This is a genomic window from Nitrospirales bacterium (assembly GCA_031315865.1).
Classification (GTDB): Bacteria; Nitrospirota; Nitrospiria; order Nitrospirales; family UBA8639; genus JAGQKC01.
The window spans coordinates 2,987,416-3,002,142 of record JALDRJ010000002.1; the positions used below are offsets into that span (position 1 = coordinate 2,987,416).

A 14,727-nucleotide genomic window follows, 5' to 3' on the forward strand; every position below is an offset into this window, starting at 1 on the left:
CGTTTCGTAGGTATTGTCCTCCTCAAGCTTGAACAAGGGCACCGTTCCGAGAACAAGCAGACCTTCGCCTTTGAGCCACATGAACTTGTTAACGTATCAGGGCCTCTCATTCCATCAAAGCGGCTGAGCTTCCACGGGTAGGGGAAAATATATCAACAAAAGACTTGATCTATATCCGTGCTCTCTGTGCCTCCAAGTGGTCCAGGGCGGGAAAGGACAATGGTAGCTGGAACTGTCGAGGGAAAATACACTAACAAAAGATTTGACCCGTATTTCGTATTCGTATTCAGAACGATGTCGTGGCAACAGGCTAAAGAGGCGGTGGACCATCTTAATAATCGGCCGAGGAAAACACGGGGGTATTGCACCCCCAATCAGCTCTTCCACAATCACTTCGTCCCACTCGTGGAAAAATAATTACACTTACAACTTGAATTCAAGCCTCACCATATTTTCACTGTAAGATTGGGGAAAATCTTGCTCCATATGTCTCTTTATTTTTGTAAAAAAACGGAAGTGATCGAAGATGATCAACAACCTCAACAATGATGTTAAGAGACCCGTCAGTATTTTTATAATAAATGTTCTTAATTATACTTTTCCCAGATACTGCTTCCCCATATGCATCTCGCATTCGAACCTGAACAATCTTTCCCTTTGTGCATCCAATCTTATCTAGTGGGTTTTCAGGAACAATTAGTGTCTGCTCGATGGAATCTCCCTTAAAAACGGCTTGAATTTTTTCTCCTTGAATTACTTCGACCGTTTTAATGGTTTTTCGATTTTCAGGCAATTTATTTGGCCACAACAAAAGATCCAATGCCAACGCCATGTTCATTCCTCGCCAATCGCTGGGCATGCCCGACAAAGGAGTACCAATAAACTTATACGTGCCTGTGATAGTTGGACATGTGTCAATTGGTGATTCAATCTGAAGTAATTTCTCTTTTAATGTAGTCTTTGGAGAACCTGCACAGCTCAGCAGAATAGACACATACACAATCCCTAAAATTAAATTATTCCTAATCAGAGTAGTGTCTGAAAGCTTCATTATCCTTAAGATTTAACTATTATCGCCCCAATAGTGGGATATAAGCAGAACTCGGAATAACTGATGCCGCGACAAAAGGTGTTGCGACAAGAACGTTAGCTGCGCTGTAAACTTCACCAAACCCATCGAGAAACTTACCATATAGACTTCCTTGAGCGAGGAAATCTTTTGCATTTCCGAAAGCAGTATACCAATAAGGACTATTTAGAAAATCATGGGGCCCGGCATAGGCTTCAGCGAACAGATCTGCAAATGAACCAGGTCCATAGGGTATTCCAAATATAGATCCTTTACCCCCTTGGACACCTCCAAGTGGCGAAGGACGCTGTGCCGCACAATCCACTGCAACAATGCAACGTCCTCCTGCTAGTTTTCGGCCATCTCCCCTAAACCTCGCACTTGTTCCACTGCTATTGTTGGGATTTACTTCAGATTGTGCAAGCATAGTTTCTCGCATTTTAATGGCTGCAACAGATAGGCTTTTTGTCCCAGCAGAAATGGCAAACCCTTTAACAAAACTTCCACCCTGCAATTCAGCTGACGTGCCTCCTATGACACCATGAGCAGCAATGCCAGATACACTGTCGCCTAGGTAGAGGTCAGCTTGTCCAAATGCATATGCCGTTCCACCGGCTATGGCTCCTGCTTTGATTACATCTCCGAACGATCCACCATCTAATCGAGTGGTGTACGCGGCAAAACCCGTCGCCGCTACAGGGCCAAAATATGAAGCAGCTGCCGCCCCTACCATCCGTGCATAGGGTCCGATCGTAGGATTCGTTAAGGCGTAGTCAATCGCAATCGTACTAGGATTCCAATAATGTCGATATTTCCATCCTGCCTTTTCAAATTTTTTGAAGGCCTTCTTAATACTTTTAAACTGTTTCTTAAAGAAGTGCCCTGATGGATTGGTAAAAAGAATCGGATTATTTCTCGCATAGCTATACCGATTAAGAGCTTGGGGGTCGGTGACACTGGGGACAATGGTATCGGCTGAAATGAATCGGCCCAGGTCAGGATCATAATATCGGGCTTCGTAGAAGTAGAGTCCGGTGGAATCATCCAGCTCTTTCCCCGTGTACTTGTAGGCGACATCGGCTCCGCTCGTACCTCCAGCCGTGTAGCTCCAGGAAAACGTTACGGTTGCTCCCGAGAGAACACTAGTGGCAGCGGGGGTGATGCTGGTAGAAGCCGGTCCGCTATGGGAAACCAAACGCACCAGCGGATTCGCTTGCCTAGGCTCCAGTTGTGGGAGCTCAAAACGCAGACTCAAGAGGCCTCCACCGAAACCGTGGGTGAAGGCCCAAGGGGCGAATCATAAGAGCGAATCACATCATTGGACCATCTGTCTGAGTAGAAAAAATCTAACAAAAGATTTGACCTGTATTTCCCGTATTCCTGTGTTCATTCAGGAAGCCATTGCATTCCACTGAGAAGGTCTTCAGGCCGATGGGCAACCAGTCCCCTGTGCGAACAGGCAGGTAGACTATGTGGGAGTGTCAGTCTAATCGTTGCCTGCTTCATTCGTTCCCAAAGTTCTTAAAAGTATGAAGTCAAGCAATGACCCTCATTGTGACCCCCATTGTATTCTATTCCTAACAAAAGGCTTGATCGGTATTCGTATTTTAGGATTTCACTAGACAGAACCTGCGAATGGATGACCTCTAATCAAGTTCCAACAGAATCCGCACTACAACACCCCATCTGCATGTGATTGAGCAAGAAACTGATGAAAAGTAGTGGCTAAAGCATCTTCACGGCTATCCGTAAATGCATTCAACCACACAAATGGTAATAGCAGAATCCAGTATGCCCCTATCTGTTTATACTGATAAGTATACCGTTTTTTAAAAGTACCTTTTATATAGACGGTATATTCTACGTCATGGACGCTTAAAGTTCCGTAACAGGGTATTATTCCACCTGTCATCCAAGAAACTTCACACCACCCTTGATGACCGTAGGAGCCTGCATAATCGTAGCGAAGTGTAATTTTAACAAGACGCTCAGGAGAACCCAGTAAACCATTGTCAATGATTGGAGTATACAAAGGAAGTTTCTCTAGATTTCTTTGAAGTACATCATATTCCCAAGCAGATGGGGAAACATCAAGCTCACTTGAAGGTTGAGTTACGTGCTCCTTATCAAGTGAACGTTTGATATGCACAAGTAGAGGCTGCTGAGTTGTTTTTAAAGGATATTCATCCGTAACATCATCCACGACCGGATGGTAAGTCGTTATCATACAAGAGCTCAAACAAAACGACGATATCAATACGTACCTCAACAGAGATAGCTTCATTTGAAGCCATGGAAATCGGGAAATTGTGTGAATGACCGTATGTCTGTTGAATAGCCTAACAATCCACTTCATAGCAATTTCATCATTGTTAGTACTGTTGACCTGCTTTTTAAAAATCGCTTACTGATATCCACAGTAACTGTATTTCCACTGAGTGCTGCTCCAGCAGTAACCGCCGCGCTGGGTATCATGGTTGGAAAATTATAGAGCAAATTGAATGCGTCATTACCTAGCCCACTTCCATATGGCATAAATTTTCCTTGATTATATGTTCCTGCAAGTTTTCCATTCACCCAGTCGTGTACTTGCCCAGTTGCTTCAATAAAATCATCCACAACAGGAATCCCATTCCACCAATGATCAGCTCGTACGGTAGGATTGCCCGGAACAAATTCTGGATCCATACCTATTTCCGCAAGTCCGGTCGCAGAAGTCATCGGTGCTGCCAGGGGTCTTGTCCCAGCAATGCAGAGTCCAAACCTGCACGTAGTTCGATTACCTGAATCGTAGGCACTCTTTTGTGTCCAGGCACGTGCTGTACTCCAAAGAACTTTCATGCTTTTTGCGCTTGCTGCTGTAATAAATCCATTCTGAAAACTCCCACCCTGCAATTCAGCTGACGTGCCTCCTATGACACCATGAGCGCAATGCCAGATACACTGTCGCCTAGGTAGAGGTCAGCTTGTCCAAATGCATATGCCGTTCCACCGGCTAGGAAGAGGGTCAAATCTTTTGTTGGTATATTCTTGATTGATCGTTTCGTAGGTATTGTCCTCCTCAAGCTTGAACAAGGGCACCGTTCCGAGAACAAGCAGACCTTCGCCTTTGAGCCACATGAACTTGTTACCGTATCACAGTTTCCCTCATTCCATTAAAGCGGTCGAGCTTCAACTGTCAAGGGAAAATATAACAACAAAAGACTAGACCCCTATTTAAAAATTAGAATGTCCCTCACTTAAAAAAAAGGGCTGCCCTAGATAATGGGAGTTATGTTAGGAGAGCCTCAAAAAAATATAATCAAAACAATCTGTCCTGTTTTGCTTCGTTGAAAAATCGGGATACCGTATCAGCTAGAGCATCTTCCCGACCGTCAGTGAAAAGGTTAATCCATGAGAAAGGGAGCAATCCTATCCAGTAGGCTCCTTTTCCTGCATAGCGATAATGATACTTTCGCTGAAGGACCCCATCTATGTAGAGACCATATTCTACATGATGGACTGACAGGTCCCCATAACAGGGGATAATTGCTAATGTCATAAAAGTCACCTCACACCATCCTTTATGACTGTAAGAGGACTCATAATCATAAGACAAGACAATGTTAATGAAGATTTGAGATTGTTGTAATTCGCTTGCTTCAATTAGTGACTTCGCAGGGGAAGAATGATCCAAGGCGTTCCTCAGCGTATGATAATCTTCATCAGTTGGAGGTAAAATTTTTTCCATATTAACTTTGCCGACTCCGATGACGGCATTTCTTTCTTTTTCATATGAACGTTTTATAACAAAATATAATGACTCTAAGGTTTTCTCTTGAGGAATGATACTATTTCGATTTTTGTTAACTGGTTGATAACTTACAATCATACAGGAGGAGGAACTCAACAAAATCATCGACACAAGCCATCCACCAAGTACCGTGCCTAAAGCATAGGATGGCCGTCCAATCTTCACAACTTTTCTTCCTACAATAAAAATAAAACCGCAAGAACTAACTTATTACCCTATTGCTCCTGGCTATATTATTTGATCATCCTCGCTGCATCAACCGCTGCAGCATTACCACTTGCCATCGCCCCGGCCGTATATGCAGCGGCAGGAAGCATCGTGCCAAAGTTTCCAAAAACATTGAAGGCAGCCTCACCACCCGCTGTCCCGAATGGGATATAGGTTCCTTGAGCGGTGTACCTACCTAATGCTGACCCGATAAACCAATCATGGACTTTGGAAGTTGCCTGAATAAAGTTATCTACAACAGGGATGCCATTGTAGATATGATTTCCCCTAATCACAGCACCGCCAATTATTTCAAATTGTGGTTCCTGACCCAACTCCGCCAATCCTAGTAGATCTTTTTTTAGGGCACCATCACCGCTCTCAATTGGTATTGTTCCATCGGTGCATAGGCCCATTCCACAGTTTGTAGTATTTCCAGGGCCTGCATGTAACAGGGGCAAGTCTTTTGTTAATGTATTCTTAATCGACTGTTTGGTCTTTCTCGCTTGCATTTAGAATAGAGATGGTCCCCATCTAGTCGATGTCTGTTCAAGAGCGGGTAAGTCGCGTGCTTGATGACGTAATTGGCTACCTTCAATTTGTGCTTTTCAGAAGTGCGTGAATTCAGACTAATGACAAATCAACGGTTCTGTCCAGCTCCAAATAGGTGGTCTCTGTGTCTCCAATGGGCTAGAACAGGGAAGGGACCATGACGGCTGGAATAGTCGAGGAAGAGAACACCAACAAAAGATTGACCTCGTATTCGTATTCAACCGAGATGGCTTGGGATATTACGTGTGCGGATTCGTTACAATGTTGGTTGCCGTGATGAAGATGTACTCCACATGAAAAAAGGTTAATGAGGATTTTTTGAGCCATGATGAAGGTTATTTATAAGATCACCTATCCAAACGGAAAAATTTATATTGGCCAGGATCGCACCGACAGCATTCATTATTTTGGCAGCGCAGGCAGCAAACTTATTGAGAGAGACTTCACGCGCGAACAACGTAGAGATTTTACGATTCGCAAGGAAATTCTTTGGGAGTCAGAAACCGCAACGCGTGCGGAGATCAGTCAGAAGGAAATCGAATTCATTCGTGAAAACCGTTCGAATGATCCTGAAGTGGGTTACAACCAATGGCCGAGGCGGAAATGATACAAAGTGAGGACACGGCTAATTTAATGAATACCGGACGCGATTGTCCGACGGTCTGCTCGATGCCGCAATATGGGCGACTCCATGTCATCGGTGGATGTTATCACATCATGGGCCGCGCCTTGGAGTGGTGTCGCCGGACTCAGTTTCTAGTCGTCTATATGAAAACAGAATGTTCAGGACTGTTGAATGACTTTAGTGATGCTTAGTCAGGGTGAGGGATAGAAAAAGAGATGAAAACATGACTGAATAAAATGACAAGAAGAGATTGTGCTTCTCGTCGAAGCCATGACGACATGTTGCATTTTCGGAAGTGTCAAGTTTTCTGAATGCAACATTGACACGCTGCAGCTCCTTTGTTACTTATTCTCCCTATGCGAATCGTGTCTTTTCCCGAATCTTGGGAGCACGGTGCTTGTCCTGTTCCGCGAAGAAATCCTTTCTTGTCTAATATCCATCCAACAAGGAGGTTGGTCGCTTTGAAATGTTGGAAGTCTTGCGTCGGCTTTCTCTCGGTTTTTCTCGTTCTGACATTGTTCTCCCACTTGTTTGCGGCGGTCGGAGATGTCAATTACATTTCCGATGAGTTGAAGGTGCCATTGCGAAGTGGACCGTCGACAGCTCATCGTATTCTTCACCGTGGGCTTCCCAGTGGAACCCAACTCACGATTCTTGCGGTCGATGAAGAGGAGGGGTTTACGCAAATACGGACTGACGGTGGAACGGAGGGGTGGTTGCCAAGTCAGTACCTCGTCGTTGAACCCATCGCCCGGCATAAACTGACCGCGGCCAACCGGCGCATTCAGCAGTTGCAAAGCAAACTGGATGAGGAACGCAAGACACGAGTGAGCATCCAGACCGAATACAAAGATGCGGAGACGAACAATCGGACGCTCAGTTCTCAGGCGCAAACGCTGTCCAAAGAACTCGAAGATTTAAAACGCATATCCGGTGATGCGATGAATGAGCATGCGAGAAATGTTGAGTTGAGCAAGCAGAATGAACGGTTGGTCGAGGAGGTTGGGCAGCTATCCACGACCGTGAGAAACCTGGAAGCCAATGTCGAGCGTGATTGGTTGTTGTATGGTGGAGGACTTGTTCTGATTGGCCTCATTCTCGGGATCATGCTCAAGGCTCGTCCCCAACGGCCTGGTGGCGGCTATTCCCGGTATAGTTAACAGTATGATATCAGCGTCTTGTTCTGGCTTGTTAAACCGGCCATGTCTCTTCCCGCCAGGCCATGTCCCAAAACATCCATTCGTAGCGTGAACTGATCACGAACGCTTCCTGCATCCTGGCTTTTTCGGCCGAGCCGGCTGACTTGGCCTGTCGATCGACGAGTGCACGCATCCAAGCCGCGACTTCTGCAAATTCCGGCGATCCGTACATGTGGAGCCACTCCCGGTAGGGATGAGAAGATGGCGGCGCGCCTTTCTTCAGAAGATGCTTGCCGACTTCACAATAAATCCATGCGCAGGGAAGGGCAACCGCGGTAATTTCTCCCACAGTTCCTTCTTGCGCCACGCTTCGCATGTGCCGGCAGTAGGCATAATTGGTCGGAGACAGGGGAGTCGTTCGCATGTGTTTCGCCGAGAGTTTCCAACGTTTGCCATAGCTTTCATGGAGTCCGCGTTCGACGAGAATGGTCTCCTCTATCAGTTTGGAAAAGTGACGTGCGGTCTCTGCGTCGGTGGCGCGCATGGCTCCCGCCGCGAAGGTTCTGGCCAGTTCTTCAAGATACCGAGCATCTTGCAAGATATAGTATTGAAATTTTCGAGCCGAGAGCGTTCCATTGCCAAGTGCAAGCACGAACGGATGCGTGAGTTGCGCCTTCCATACCGCCGTGGCCTGTTTTTTGAGTTGAGCTGAAAATGACATGTCGCGTTCACGTGGACGAGTGTGGATTAAGCGTCTTGAGGAACGAAATGATCTGGGCATTGACCTCGTCCGGTTTTTCCCACTGTAACAGGTGTCCGGCCTGGGGAATTCGATGTGACCGGGCGTTTGGTAGTATGCGTGCGAGGTCTTCTGCCATAGTCGGGGAGAAGACGTTGTCTTCTTCTCCCCAGAGGATAAGCACGGGATGTTGGATCTCTCCGAGTCGAGGGCCATATCGTTCTTCCCATTCATCGAGATGATCGGTGAGGGAGTAGAGAGGCGGGAGGATATCACGTTGGTGACGATTAACGAAGGACCGTTCAATCACGACAGCGGTAAGTAACGAGTGGTCGTAGAGAATTTCCTCAAGCACCCTCCTGGTCGCCCATCTTCCTGAGAGCTTGTTCGCGAATTGGGCAAGCCAGAGGGGCGGACGGTGGTGCAAAAACCTGTTGTAGAGCGGGGAGTGGATTGCCCCTTCCAGGGCTTGAGGAAATCCAGCGATGAGGGTCAAGGCTTTGACGCGATCAGGCGCGGAAAGCGCGACGGCCATCGCCAGGCCGGCACCCATGGAATTTCCGATTAAGGTTGCATGGTCAATGTCGACCGCATCCATGAAATGCAGGAGAAAGGTCACCAGGTGAGATGTGGTATAGGGAATGTCAGGTTTCGCGGATTGCCCGGACCCTAAAAGATCAAGCGTCAGAATGCGATAGTGTTGGGCCAATGCCAGTTGTTGATGTTCCCAATTCCAAATGGATCCTCCAAAACCGTGCAGTAAAATGAGTGGTGCTCCGGAGCCCGTCTCAACATATACAATCCGGTTGCCATCGACGTGAACCGATTTCAGGGGAAGGCGTTGGATCGATTCGATGAGGGGCGGGGGCATAGTGGATTTCGCGCATCCCAAGCATCCGATGAACACGCATGCGACAAAGGCGGACAGCACACGATGGAGCGTGATCGACAAAGCGTTACTCGAGTTGAATCAGCGTTTCGTCCGGGTTTACCTCATCGCCTTCTTGAACATGAATGGCCGAAACACTTCCGGCAATCGGGGCCTGTATGCGGTTTTCCATTTTCATGGCTTCCACGACGAGCAGGGGATCACCCGATTCGACCGTATCGCCTTCACTGACGAAGACTTTGACGACTCTGCCCGGCATGGGGGTCGTGACGTCGCCAGGTTGGCTGGGCTTGGGGCGCCCTGCAGATTTCGTTTCGTGCGCGACAGCCGTCTCCGGCCCTCCCGCAAGCACTTCCTGTAGCGGTTCCAGGTATACTTCTTCCAGTTTGTCATCAACCTTGATGTAGTAGGGTTTAATGCCGTCAACGGTTCGTCCGGCTCCCGACACCCGAATATGATAGGACTCTCCATGGACCGTGACCTTAAACTCCACCGGAGCCAGATGCAGATCTGTGGCGACGAATGGTCCCCCTTCCCCTCGAGGTTCGAGTAGTTCAGGCTTCAGTTCCCCACGCTCGCGTTCATCAAAGAATTGGAGCGCGACCGATGGCAACATCGCGTACGAAATAATATCTTCATCGGAAGTTTCCTTCTCCTTTAACTCCTCCTGCGCATCGAGAAGCTCGGGATCGAGGCTGTCGGCAGGGCGGCCTTTGACCGGCTGTTCACCTTCAAGGGATTGTTTCCGAATGTCCGAGTTCAGTGACCCTGGCGGTTTGCCATACAGGCCGCGAAAATAATTCTTCGTTTCATTCGTGATCACTTTGTATCGTTCTCCAGTGAGCACGTTCAACGTGGCCTGCGTACCGACGATTTGGCTTGATGGCGTGACTAGGGGAGGGTACCCCATGTCTTTCCGGACTCGCGGGATTTCTGCGAGCACTTCTTTCATTTTATCCAAGGCGTTTTGTTCGGCTAATTGGGCGGCTAAATTCGACAGCATGCCTCCAGGTACCTGAGAGACCAGAATATCGGTGTCCACGCCGGTAAAGTCACTTTCAAATTGCCGGTAACGCTTACGCGCGTTCCGTAAACCTTCCGCTGCGGGGGCGAGTTGCTGAAGATCCAGCCCCGTATCATAGGGAGTATTCCGTAGTGCCGCGATAAACGATTCTGTCGGAGGGTGCGAGGTTCCACCCGCGAGTGGAGACATAGCCGTATCCAGAATGTCCAAGCCACCCAGAACCGCCATCAGCGCGGACATGGAAGCCATGCCGGACGTGTAGTGGGTATGCAGATGAATGGGCACTCGAACCGTGGATTTGAGGCGAGTTAAGAGTTCGTACGCTTCAAACGGAGGGAGAAGCCCCGCCATGTCTTTGATGCAAATAGTATCCGTCCCGAGATCCTCGAGTTGTTGAGCCTGTTCGACGAAATGGTTCAAACTGTGAACCGGGCTGACGGTATAGCAAATGGTGGCTTCGACATGTTTGCCACAGCTCTTGGCGACTTCCATGGCATATTTCATATTGCGAAGATCGTTCAAGGCGTCGAAAATACGAAAAACATCGATGCCGTTTTTCGCGGAAAGTTCGATGAATTTTTCAAGCACATCATCGGCGTAATGTCGATATCCCACTAAATTCTGTCCACGGAGTAGCATTTGCAGCCGTGTATTGGGGGCGGCTTCTTTGAAGGCACGAAGACGTTCCCAAGGATCCTCTTTCAGGTAACGGAGGCAGGAATCAAAGGTGGCCCCTCCCCAGACTTCAAGAGACCAAAATCCCACGGTGTCTAATTGCTGAGCGATCGGAAGAAGGTCTTCTGTCCGCATGCGCGTGGCCAACAGTGATTGATGGCCGTCGCGCAGGGCGACATCCGTTATGTGCAGCCGTCGCTTGGGAGAAGCCTCAATTTCAAACTCCGTCCCAGACTGCGCCTTTTTGTTTGAGGACCGACTCTTCGCCTTTGTTGTTTTCTCTGAGTGACGTTTAGAAGCCATCTTGCACCTTTCACCATCACTCCATGCGGTGTGATGTGTTAATCGTCATAGGCCTGGCCCATCGATGCGTAAACCGAGTTGTCTAGAGGCCCTCGTAGGCGGCGATTGCAGCAGATAATGCTACAACCAGGTCTTCGGGTTCAACCATTTCTTCATAGGTATACAGATCGGCATGTCTTTCAAGATAGGAGGTATCAAAGCGACCTGCGCGAAAATCAGGTTCTTCCATGATTTTGGTCAAGAACGGAATGGTCGTTTTGACTCCACGAAGAACAAATTCTTCGAGTGAACGGTGGGTCCGCCGGACCGCTTCGTCCCATGTTCTGCCATGCACGGTGAGTTTTGCGAGCAACGCATCATAGTAGGGCGGGACTGTGTAATCTTTATAGACCTGGCCATCAATCCGAACTCCGACTCCACCAGGTGAAAGGTAGGCCGTCACTTTTCCAGATGAGGGGCGAAATCCATTTTGCGGGTCTTCGGCATTGATCCGACATTGAATGGCGTATCCTTGAAGGTTGACTTCGTGCTGACCAAAAACCAGCGGACGGCCTGCCGCGATCCAAATTTGCGATTGCACGATGTCAACGGCTGTAATTTGTTCGGTGACCGTATGCTCGACCTGAATGCGAGGGTTCATTTCGAGGAAATAGTACCGGCCGTCCGGATCCAAGAGAAATTCAATCGTCCCAGCATTATAAAATTGAGCCGCGCGGGCCAGTGAGATAGCCGCTTCGCCCATCTCCGCGCGTAGGCGTGGAGTTAGGATCAACGAAGGAGCGATCTCAATCAGTTTTTGATGTCGGCGCTGAATCGAACAGTCGCGTTCTCCCAGATGAATGACGTATCCGTTCTTGTCGGCCAGCAACTGGAACTCGATGTGATGTGGACGTTCGACGTATTTTTCAAGGAACAATTCGCCATTGCCAAAAGCCGCAAGCGCTTCACGCGATCCGGCTTCCATCGCTTCTTGGAGTTCATCGTCGGAACGCACGACCCGGAGGCCACGTCCTCCTCCGCCAGCACTGGCCTTGACCATGATGGGATAGCCTGTACGCTGGGCAAAGGTCAGGCCTTCTTCAAAGGACGAAATACTGCCTTCGGTTCCGGGTACGACGGGAACGCCCACCTTCATCGCCAATTCACGCGCTTTGACTTTATCCCCTAATAATTCAATGGAATGTGCGGAAGGGCCAATGAAGGTGATGCCGGCTTCCTGGCACAAGTTGGCAAATTCGGCGTTTTCAGCCAGGAATCCGTAGCCGGGATGGATAGCATCGGCACGAATACGTTTGGCGAGTCCGACAATCTGTTGGGCATCCAAGTAGCCCTGGACCGGTCCGGGGCCGACTAAGTAGGCCTCGTTCGCTTTCTTGACATAAATGCCGGTCGCGTCACTTTCAGCGTAAATGGCCGCAGTGGCGATGCCCAGTTCACGGCAGGCGCGAATTACGCGCATAGCAATTTCGCCTCGATTGGCGATTAAGATCTTTCTAAACATCATCGCGATTGTCCGTTTGAAGAAACATCATGTTTGTGTGATGTGAGGAAAACATCTGGATTTTGCCGATGGAAAACCATGTTGCCGTGACAACGTATGTTAAAGGTATCCGTCATTCAGTCGCTAGTGGGTAGTACTTGTTCATCTTAATGATACGTTGTCCTTCAGGAGACAAGGTGAATTGTTCAAACGCGAGAGTCAATGGCATTGGGTTCGTGTCCGTATGAAACACGATCGGACGTTGGACCGGATACGTTTTATCCAACACGGTTTGATACTCAGGTTCAACTTTATCCACAAAAACCAGGTTGATGGCCACTCCATCCTCTTTGGCGCGCAAGGCTGGCGTGATCGATACGAATGCGATGGCCGCTAAATCCCCCGTCACCGCATTGATGGCATGACGTTCCTGCGCAATCACCTTGGCTGAGCGTGCAATCCGTTTGATTCCCAGGACCTCGAGAAATCCTTGTCGAATATTCTGATTATCTGATCGATTGATGAGGGTGATTTTCATCTCAGGCGCTTCTTCATACACCTGAGACCAGAATCGGGTATGCCCCGAAAAAACGTCGGCCAGCTGCTGAACGCTCATTTCTGAGACAGGGTTAGAAAAATTCGTGACAATGGCAATGCCATCACGGGCGACGACCGTCGATCGAAGGTGGGGAGATACCTGGCCAGTCACGCCGATATGGGTTTCTTTCAATTCGAGCATGCGAATCGGTTTGGCGTTTTCATGCCAGAACACGTCAACTGAGGCTAACGGATGGATCTCTTCAAACGCTTCGCCGAGGCTGGCAATGAGATGTTGTTCAGGGCCATTCCCCGAGATCAGGAGAGTCCCGGCTAATTCCGAATGATCAGGAGGACCATCTTCTGCCAGAAGGGGGTGGCTCCCAAGTAGAGAAAAAAACAACAAGATGATAAGGATGGAGAGTATCTGTTTCATCGAATCATTCATGCATGCGAAAAACTTGACTATACGGTTTTCCATGATCTCTGGACATCCGTTCCCTCTAATGTTGCTAAACCCGCGGAATCATTCCTGTTCTCCCAGGCGAAAGTCAAGCCAAATGTGTTATGCCCACGAGACACATTTCGTGATGTTTATCGTCGGCTGGCCATGGTGTTTGGGGGCCTATGAGTCGATAACTGCCGGAGGGCGTGATGACACTGAAGATGTTACACCGAATCACTGGGACCTGAGCCCGATGGCATGGCATTGTCCGCCGTTGGCGCGGCACGTTGTCCCATGATCGGAGGAAGCTTGTTAAATTTATTCATACGTTCACCCAGCATGTCGTAGGCCTTCATTTCCTGGAAGCCGGTTTTATGAGTGCCCACGACTTTTGAGGCAAACGCAGACATGATCCGCCGGCTGTTCGTCCCGTTACACTTTGGACAAGCCGTATCTTCTGCCTTGGCGTTGAGTGATTGCATGATTTCGTATTGATTTTCGCATGTATCGCAGACATATTCGTATAAAGGCATTGTGACCCTCCTTATTCGTCTATGAAAAAGACGAGCTTGTTTTCCGGTTGTGGGAACCCTTGAAGTCGAAGATTGTGCTCATCGATTGGTTCATGTGGTTCATGAATCCTCGGCATCATTATACAAAATGTTGGGCAAACGATGCCATGCGGTATCATCTCTAACAGGGACAACACTCTGGACGCAAAACTTCTTGACATTTTGAAAGAATCGTTATTAAGTTATCAAGTTTGGATATCAATTAATTTTGCTGTACCTGAAGGAGGCTTACTATGCCTGTGCTCATCCGTAAGTACAAATTGGCCAGCGGGCTGATGCAAGAAGAACGTATTGATGATGATGATCGCATCGAACGATATTTTGGTCTTCTGCATCGTGATGACGTCAAAAGATTAAAGGCTGGAGAAAAAGTGATCGTCGAAAAAGATGAATGGCAGTTGATAGATGACTAACGAACATTGCCGTCTCAAGATTGTTTCGTGTTCGTGAACGGGATCATGCGATGAACTATTGGATTCATGTCAAAAACTCTCTTGACCAAGCCATGCTCCATCGTGAGCGATGTTTAGAGATACCATCAAAGACCGGACGCGCGGACTTTTGGGAAGGGGGTTGGTTTGAATATTCAGATCGGGAGTCGGCTCTTATCGGACTAGAAAATACCGGTTTGACTCGGCTTGTCCATTGTCCAATCTGTAAACCCTGAGGTTGGCGGTT

Annotated in this window: 17 protein-coding genes; 5 read left to right on the forward strand and 12 right to left on the reverse strand. The window is 48.3% G+C overall.

What is annotated here, in order from left to right; all coding sequences use genetic code 11:
- Nucleotides 1-454: 454 nt before the first annotated feature.
- The 6 genes from MRJ96_13605 to MRJ96_13630 all read right to left on the reverse strand — a co-directional run bounded on the left by MRJ96_13605 (nucleotide 455) and on the right by MRJ96_13630 (nucleotide 5,581).
- Nucleotides 455-1,051: a hypothetical protein gene (locus MRJ96_13605; GenBank protein MDR4502480.1), complete on the reverse strand. Its 597-nt coding sequence runs from the start codon at nucleotides 1,049-1,051 to the stop codon at nucleotides 455-457.
- A gap of 19 nt (nucleotides 1,052-1,070) precedes the next feature.
- Nucleotides 1,071-2,324, reverse strand: coding sequence for an RHS repeat-associated core domain-containing protein (locus MRJ96_13610; GenBank protein ID MDR4502481.1), 1,254 nt, complete (start codon nucleotides 2,322-2,324; stop codon nucleotides 1,071-1,073).
- Between the two features lie 417 nt (nucleotides 2,325-2,741).
- Nucleotides 2,742-3,272, reverse strand: coding sequence for a hypothetical protein (locus tag MRJ96_13615; protein ID MDR4502482.1), 531 nt, complete (start codon nucleotides 3,270-3,272; stop codon nucleotides 2,742-2,744).
- Nucleotides 3,273-3,421: 149 nt separating this feature from the next.
- Nucleotides 3,422-3,790: a hypothetical protein gene (locus MRJ96_13620; GenBank protein MDR4502483.1), complete on the reverse strand. Its 369-nt coding sequence runs from the start codon at nucleotides 3,788-3,790 to the stop codon at nucleotides 3,422-3,424.
- 580 nt (nucleotides 3,791-4,370) lie between these two features.
- Entirely contained in the window at nucleotides 4,371-5,027 is a 657-nt protein-coding gene (locus MRJ96_13625) for a hypothetical protein (protein MDR4502484.1), read from the reverse strand.
- A gap of 68 nt (nucleotides 5,028-5,095) precedes the next feature.
- Nucleotides 5,096-5,581: a hypothetical protein gene (locus MRJ96_13630; protein MDR4502485.1), complete on the reverse strand. Its 486-nt coding sequence runs from the start codon at nucleotides 5,579-5,581 to the stop codon at nucleotides 5,096-5,098.
- Between the two features lie 365 nt (nucleotides 5,582-5,946).
- On the opposite strand from MRJ96_13630, the gene MRJ96_13635 reads away from it, so the two are divergent.
- From MRJ96_13635 to MRJ96_13645, 3 genes are all read left to right on the forward strand, one after another.
- A complete protein-coding gene (locus MRJ96_13635) occupies nucleotides 5,947-6,228 on the forward strand; it encodes a hypothetical protein (GenBank protein MDR4502486.1) in 282 nt (93 codons plus the stop codon).
- Nucleotides 6,225-6,437 (forward strand): hypothetical protein, encoded by a 213-nt coding sequence (locus MRJ96_13640; GenBank protein MDR4502487.1) that lies wholly within the window; start codon nucleotides 6,225-6,227, stop codon nucleotides 6,435-6,437. The genes MRJ96_13635 and MRJ96_13640 overlap by 4 nt, the downstream gene beginning before the upstream one ends.
- Nucleotides 6,438-6,707: 270 nt before the next feature.
- Nucleotides 6,708-7,406 (forward strand): TIGR04211 family SH3 domain-containing protein, encoded by a 699-nt coding sequence (locus MRJ96_13645; GenBank protein MDR4502488.1) that lies wholly within the window; start codon nucleotides 6,708-6,710, stop codon nucleotides 7,404-7,406.
- Nucleotides 7,407-7,437: 31 nt separating this feature from the next.
- Here MRJ96_13645 and tenA read toward each other — a convergent pair whose 3' ends face one another.
- From tenA to MRJ96_13675, 6 genes are all read right to left on the reverse strand, one after another.
- The gene (tenA, locus tag MRJ96_13650; protein ID MDR4502489.1) at nucleotides 7,438-8,106 is read right to left on the reverse strand and encodes a thiaminase II; all 669 of its coding nucleotides are present in this window, start codon (nucleotides 8,104-8,106) and stop codon (nucleotides 7,438-7,440) included.
- A 7-nt stretch (nucleotides 8,107-8,113) separates the two neighbouring features.
- Nucleotides 8,114-9,076 carry an alpha/beta fold hydrolase gene (locus MRJ96_13655; protein MDR4502490.1) on the reverse strand — a complete coding sequence of 321 codons (963 nt, stop codon included), beginning with the start codon at nucleotides 9,074-9,076 and terminating at the stop codon, nucleotides 8,114-8,116.
- A gap of 4 nt (nucleotides 9,077-9,080) precedes the next feature.
- Nucleotides 9,081-11,015, reverse strand: coding sequence for a sodium-extruding oxaloacetate decarboxylase subunit alpha (oadA, locus tag MRJ96_13660; protein MDR4502491.1), 1,935 nt, complete (start codon nucleotides 11,013-11,015; stop codon nucleotides 9,081-9,083).
- A gap of 82 nt (nucleotides 11,016-11,097) precedes the next feature.
- Nucleotides 11,098-12,519 (reverse strand): acetyl-CoA carboxylase biotin carboxylase subunit, encoded by a 1,422-nt coding sequence (locus MRJ96_13665; GenBank protein ID MDR4502492.1) that lies wholly within the window; start codon nucleotides 12,517-12,519, stop codon nucleotides 11,098-11,100.
- A 109-nt stretch (nucleotides 12,520-12,628) separates the two neighbouring features.
- Entirely contained in the window at nucleotides 12,629-13,468 is an 840-nt protein-coding gene (locus tag MRJ96_13670) for a substrate-binding domain-containing protein (GenBank protein MDR4502493.1), read from the reverse strand.
- Nucleotides 13,469-13,701: 233 nt separating this feature from the next.
- Nucleotides 13,702-14,010: a zinc ribbon domain-containing protein gene (locus MRJ96_13675; protein MDR4502494.1), complete on the reverse strand. Its 309-nt coding sequence runs from the start codon at nucleotides 14,008-14,010 to the stop codon at nucleotides 13,702-13,704.
- 272 nt (nucleotides 14,011-14,282) lie between these two features.
- On the opposite strand from MRJ96_13675, the gene MRJ96_13680 reads away from it, so the two are divergent.
- Both MRJ96_13680 and MRJ96_13685 read left to right on the forward strand, forming a co-directional pair.
- Nucleotides 14,283-14,462 (forward strand): hypothetical protein, encoded by a 180-nt coding sequence (locus tag MRJ96_13680; protein MDR4502495.1) that lies wholly within the window; start codon nucleotides 14,283-14,285, stop codon nucleotides 14,460-14,462.
- A 50-nt stretch (nucleotides 14,463-14,512) separates the two neighbouring features.
- Nucleotides 14,513-14,716: a hypothetical protein gene (locus MRJ96_13685; protein ID MDR4502496.1), complete on the forward strand. Its 204-nt coding sequence runs from the start codon at nucleotides 14,513-14,515 to the stop codon at nucleotides 14,714-14,716.
- Nucleotides 14,717-14,727 lie beyond the last annotated feature (11 nt).

Coding starts and splice junctions, on each gene's coding strand:
- MRJ96_13605 (MDR4502480.1), bottom strand. CDS start 1,051: ATGAAGCTTTCAGACACTACTCTGATTAGGAATAATTTAATTTTAGGG.
- MRJ96_13620 (MDR4502483.1), bottom strand. CDS start 3,790: ATGACTTCTGCGACCGGACTTGCGGAAATAGGTATGGATCCAGAATTT.
- MRJ96_13630 (MDR4502485.1), bottom strand. CDS start 5,581: ATGCAAGCGAGAAAGACCAAACAGTCGATTAAGAATACATTAACAAAA.
- MRJ96_13635 (MDR4502486.1), top strand. CDS start 5,947: ATGATGAAGGTTATTTATAAGATCACCTATCCAAACGGAAAAATTTAT.
- MRJ96_13640 (MDR4502487.1), top strand. CDS start 6,225: ATGATACAAAGTGAGGACACGGCTAATTTAATGAATACCGGACGCGAT.
- tenA (MDR4502489.1), bottom strand. CDS start 8,106: ATGTCATTTTCAGCTCAACTCAAAAAACAGGCCACGGCGGTATGGAAG.
- oadA (MDR4502491.1), bottom strand. CDS start 11,015: ATGGCTTCTAAACGTCACTCAGAGAAAACAACAAAGGCGAAGAGTCGG.
- MRJ96_13665 (MDR4502492.1), bottom strand. CDS start 12,519: ATGATGTTTAGAAAGATCTTAATCGCCAATCGAGGCGAAATTGCTATG.
- MRJ96_13670 (MDR4502493.1), bottom strand. CDS start 13,468: ATGAAACAGATACTCTCCATCCTTATCATCTTGTTGTTTTTTTCTCTA.
- MRJ96_13675 (MDR4502494.1), bottom strand. CDS start 14,010: ATGCCTTTATACGAATATGTCTGCGATACATGCGAAAATCAATACGAA.
- MRJ96_13680 (MDR4502495.1), top strand. CDS start 14,283: ATGCCTGTGCTCATCCGTAAGTACAAATTGGCCAGCGGGCTGATGCAA.
- MRJ96_13685 (MDR4502496.1), top strand. CDS start 14,513: ATGAACTATTGGATTCATGTCAAAAACTCTCTTGACCAAGCCATGCTC.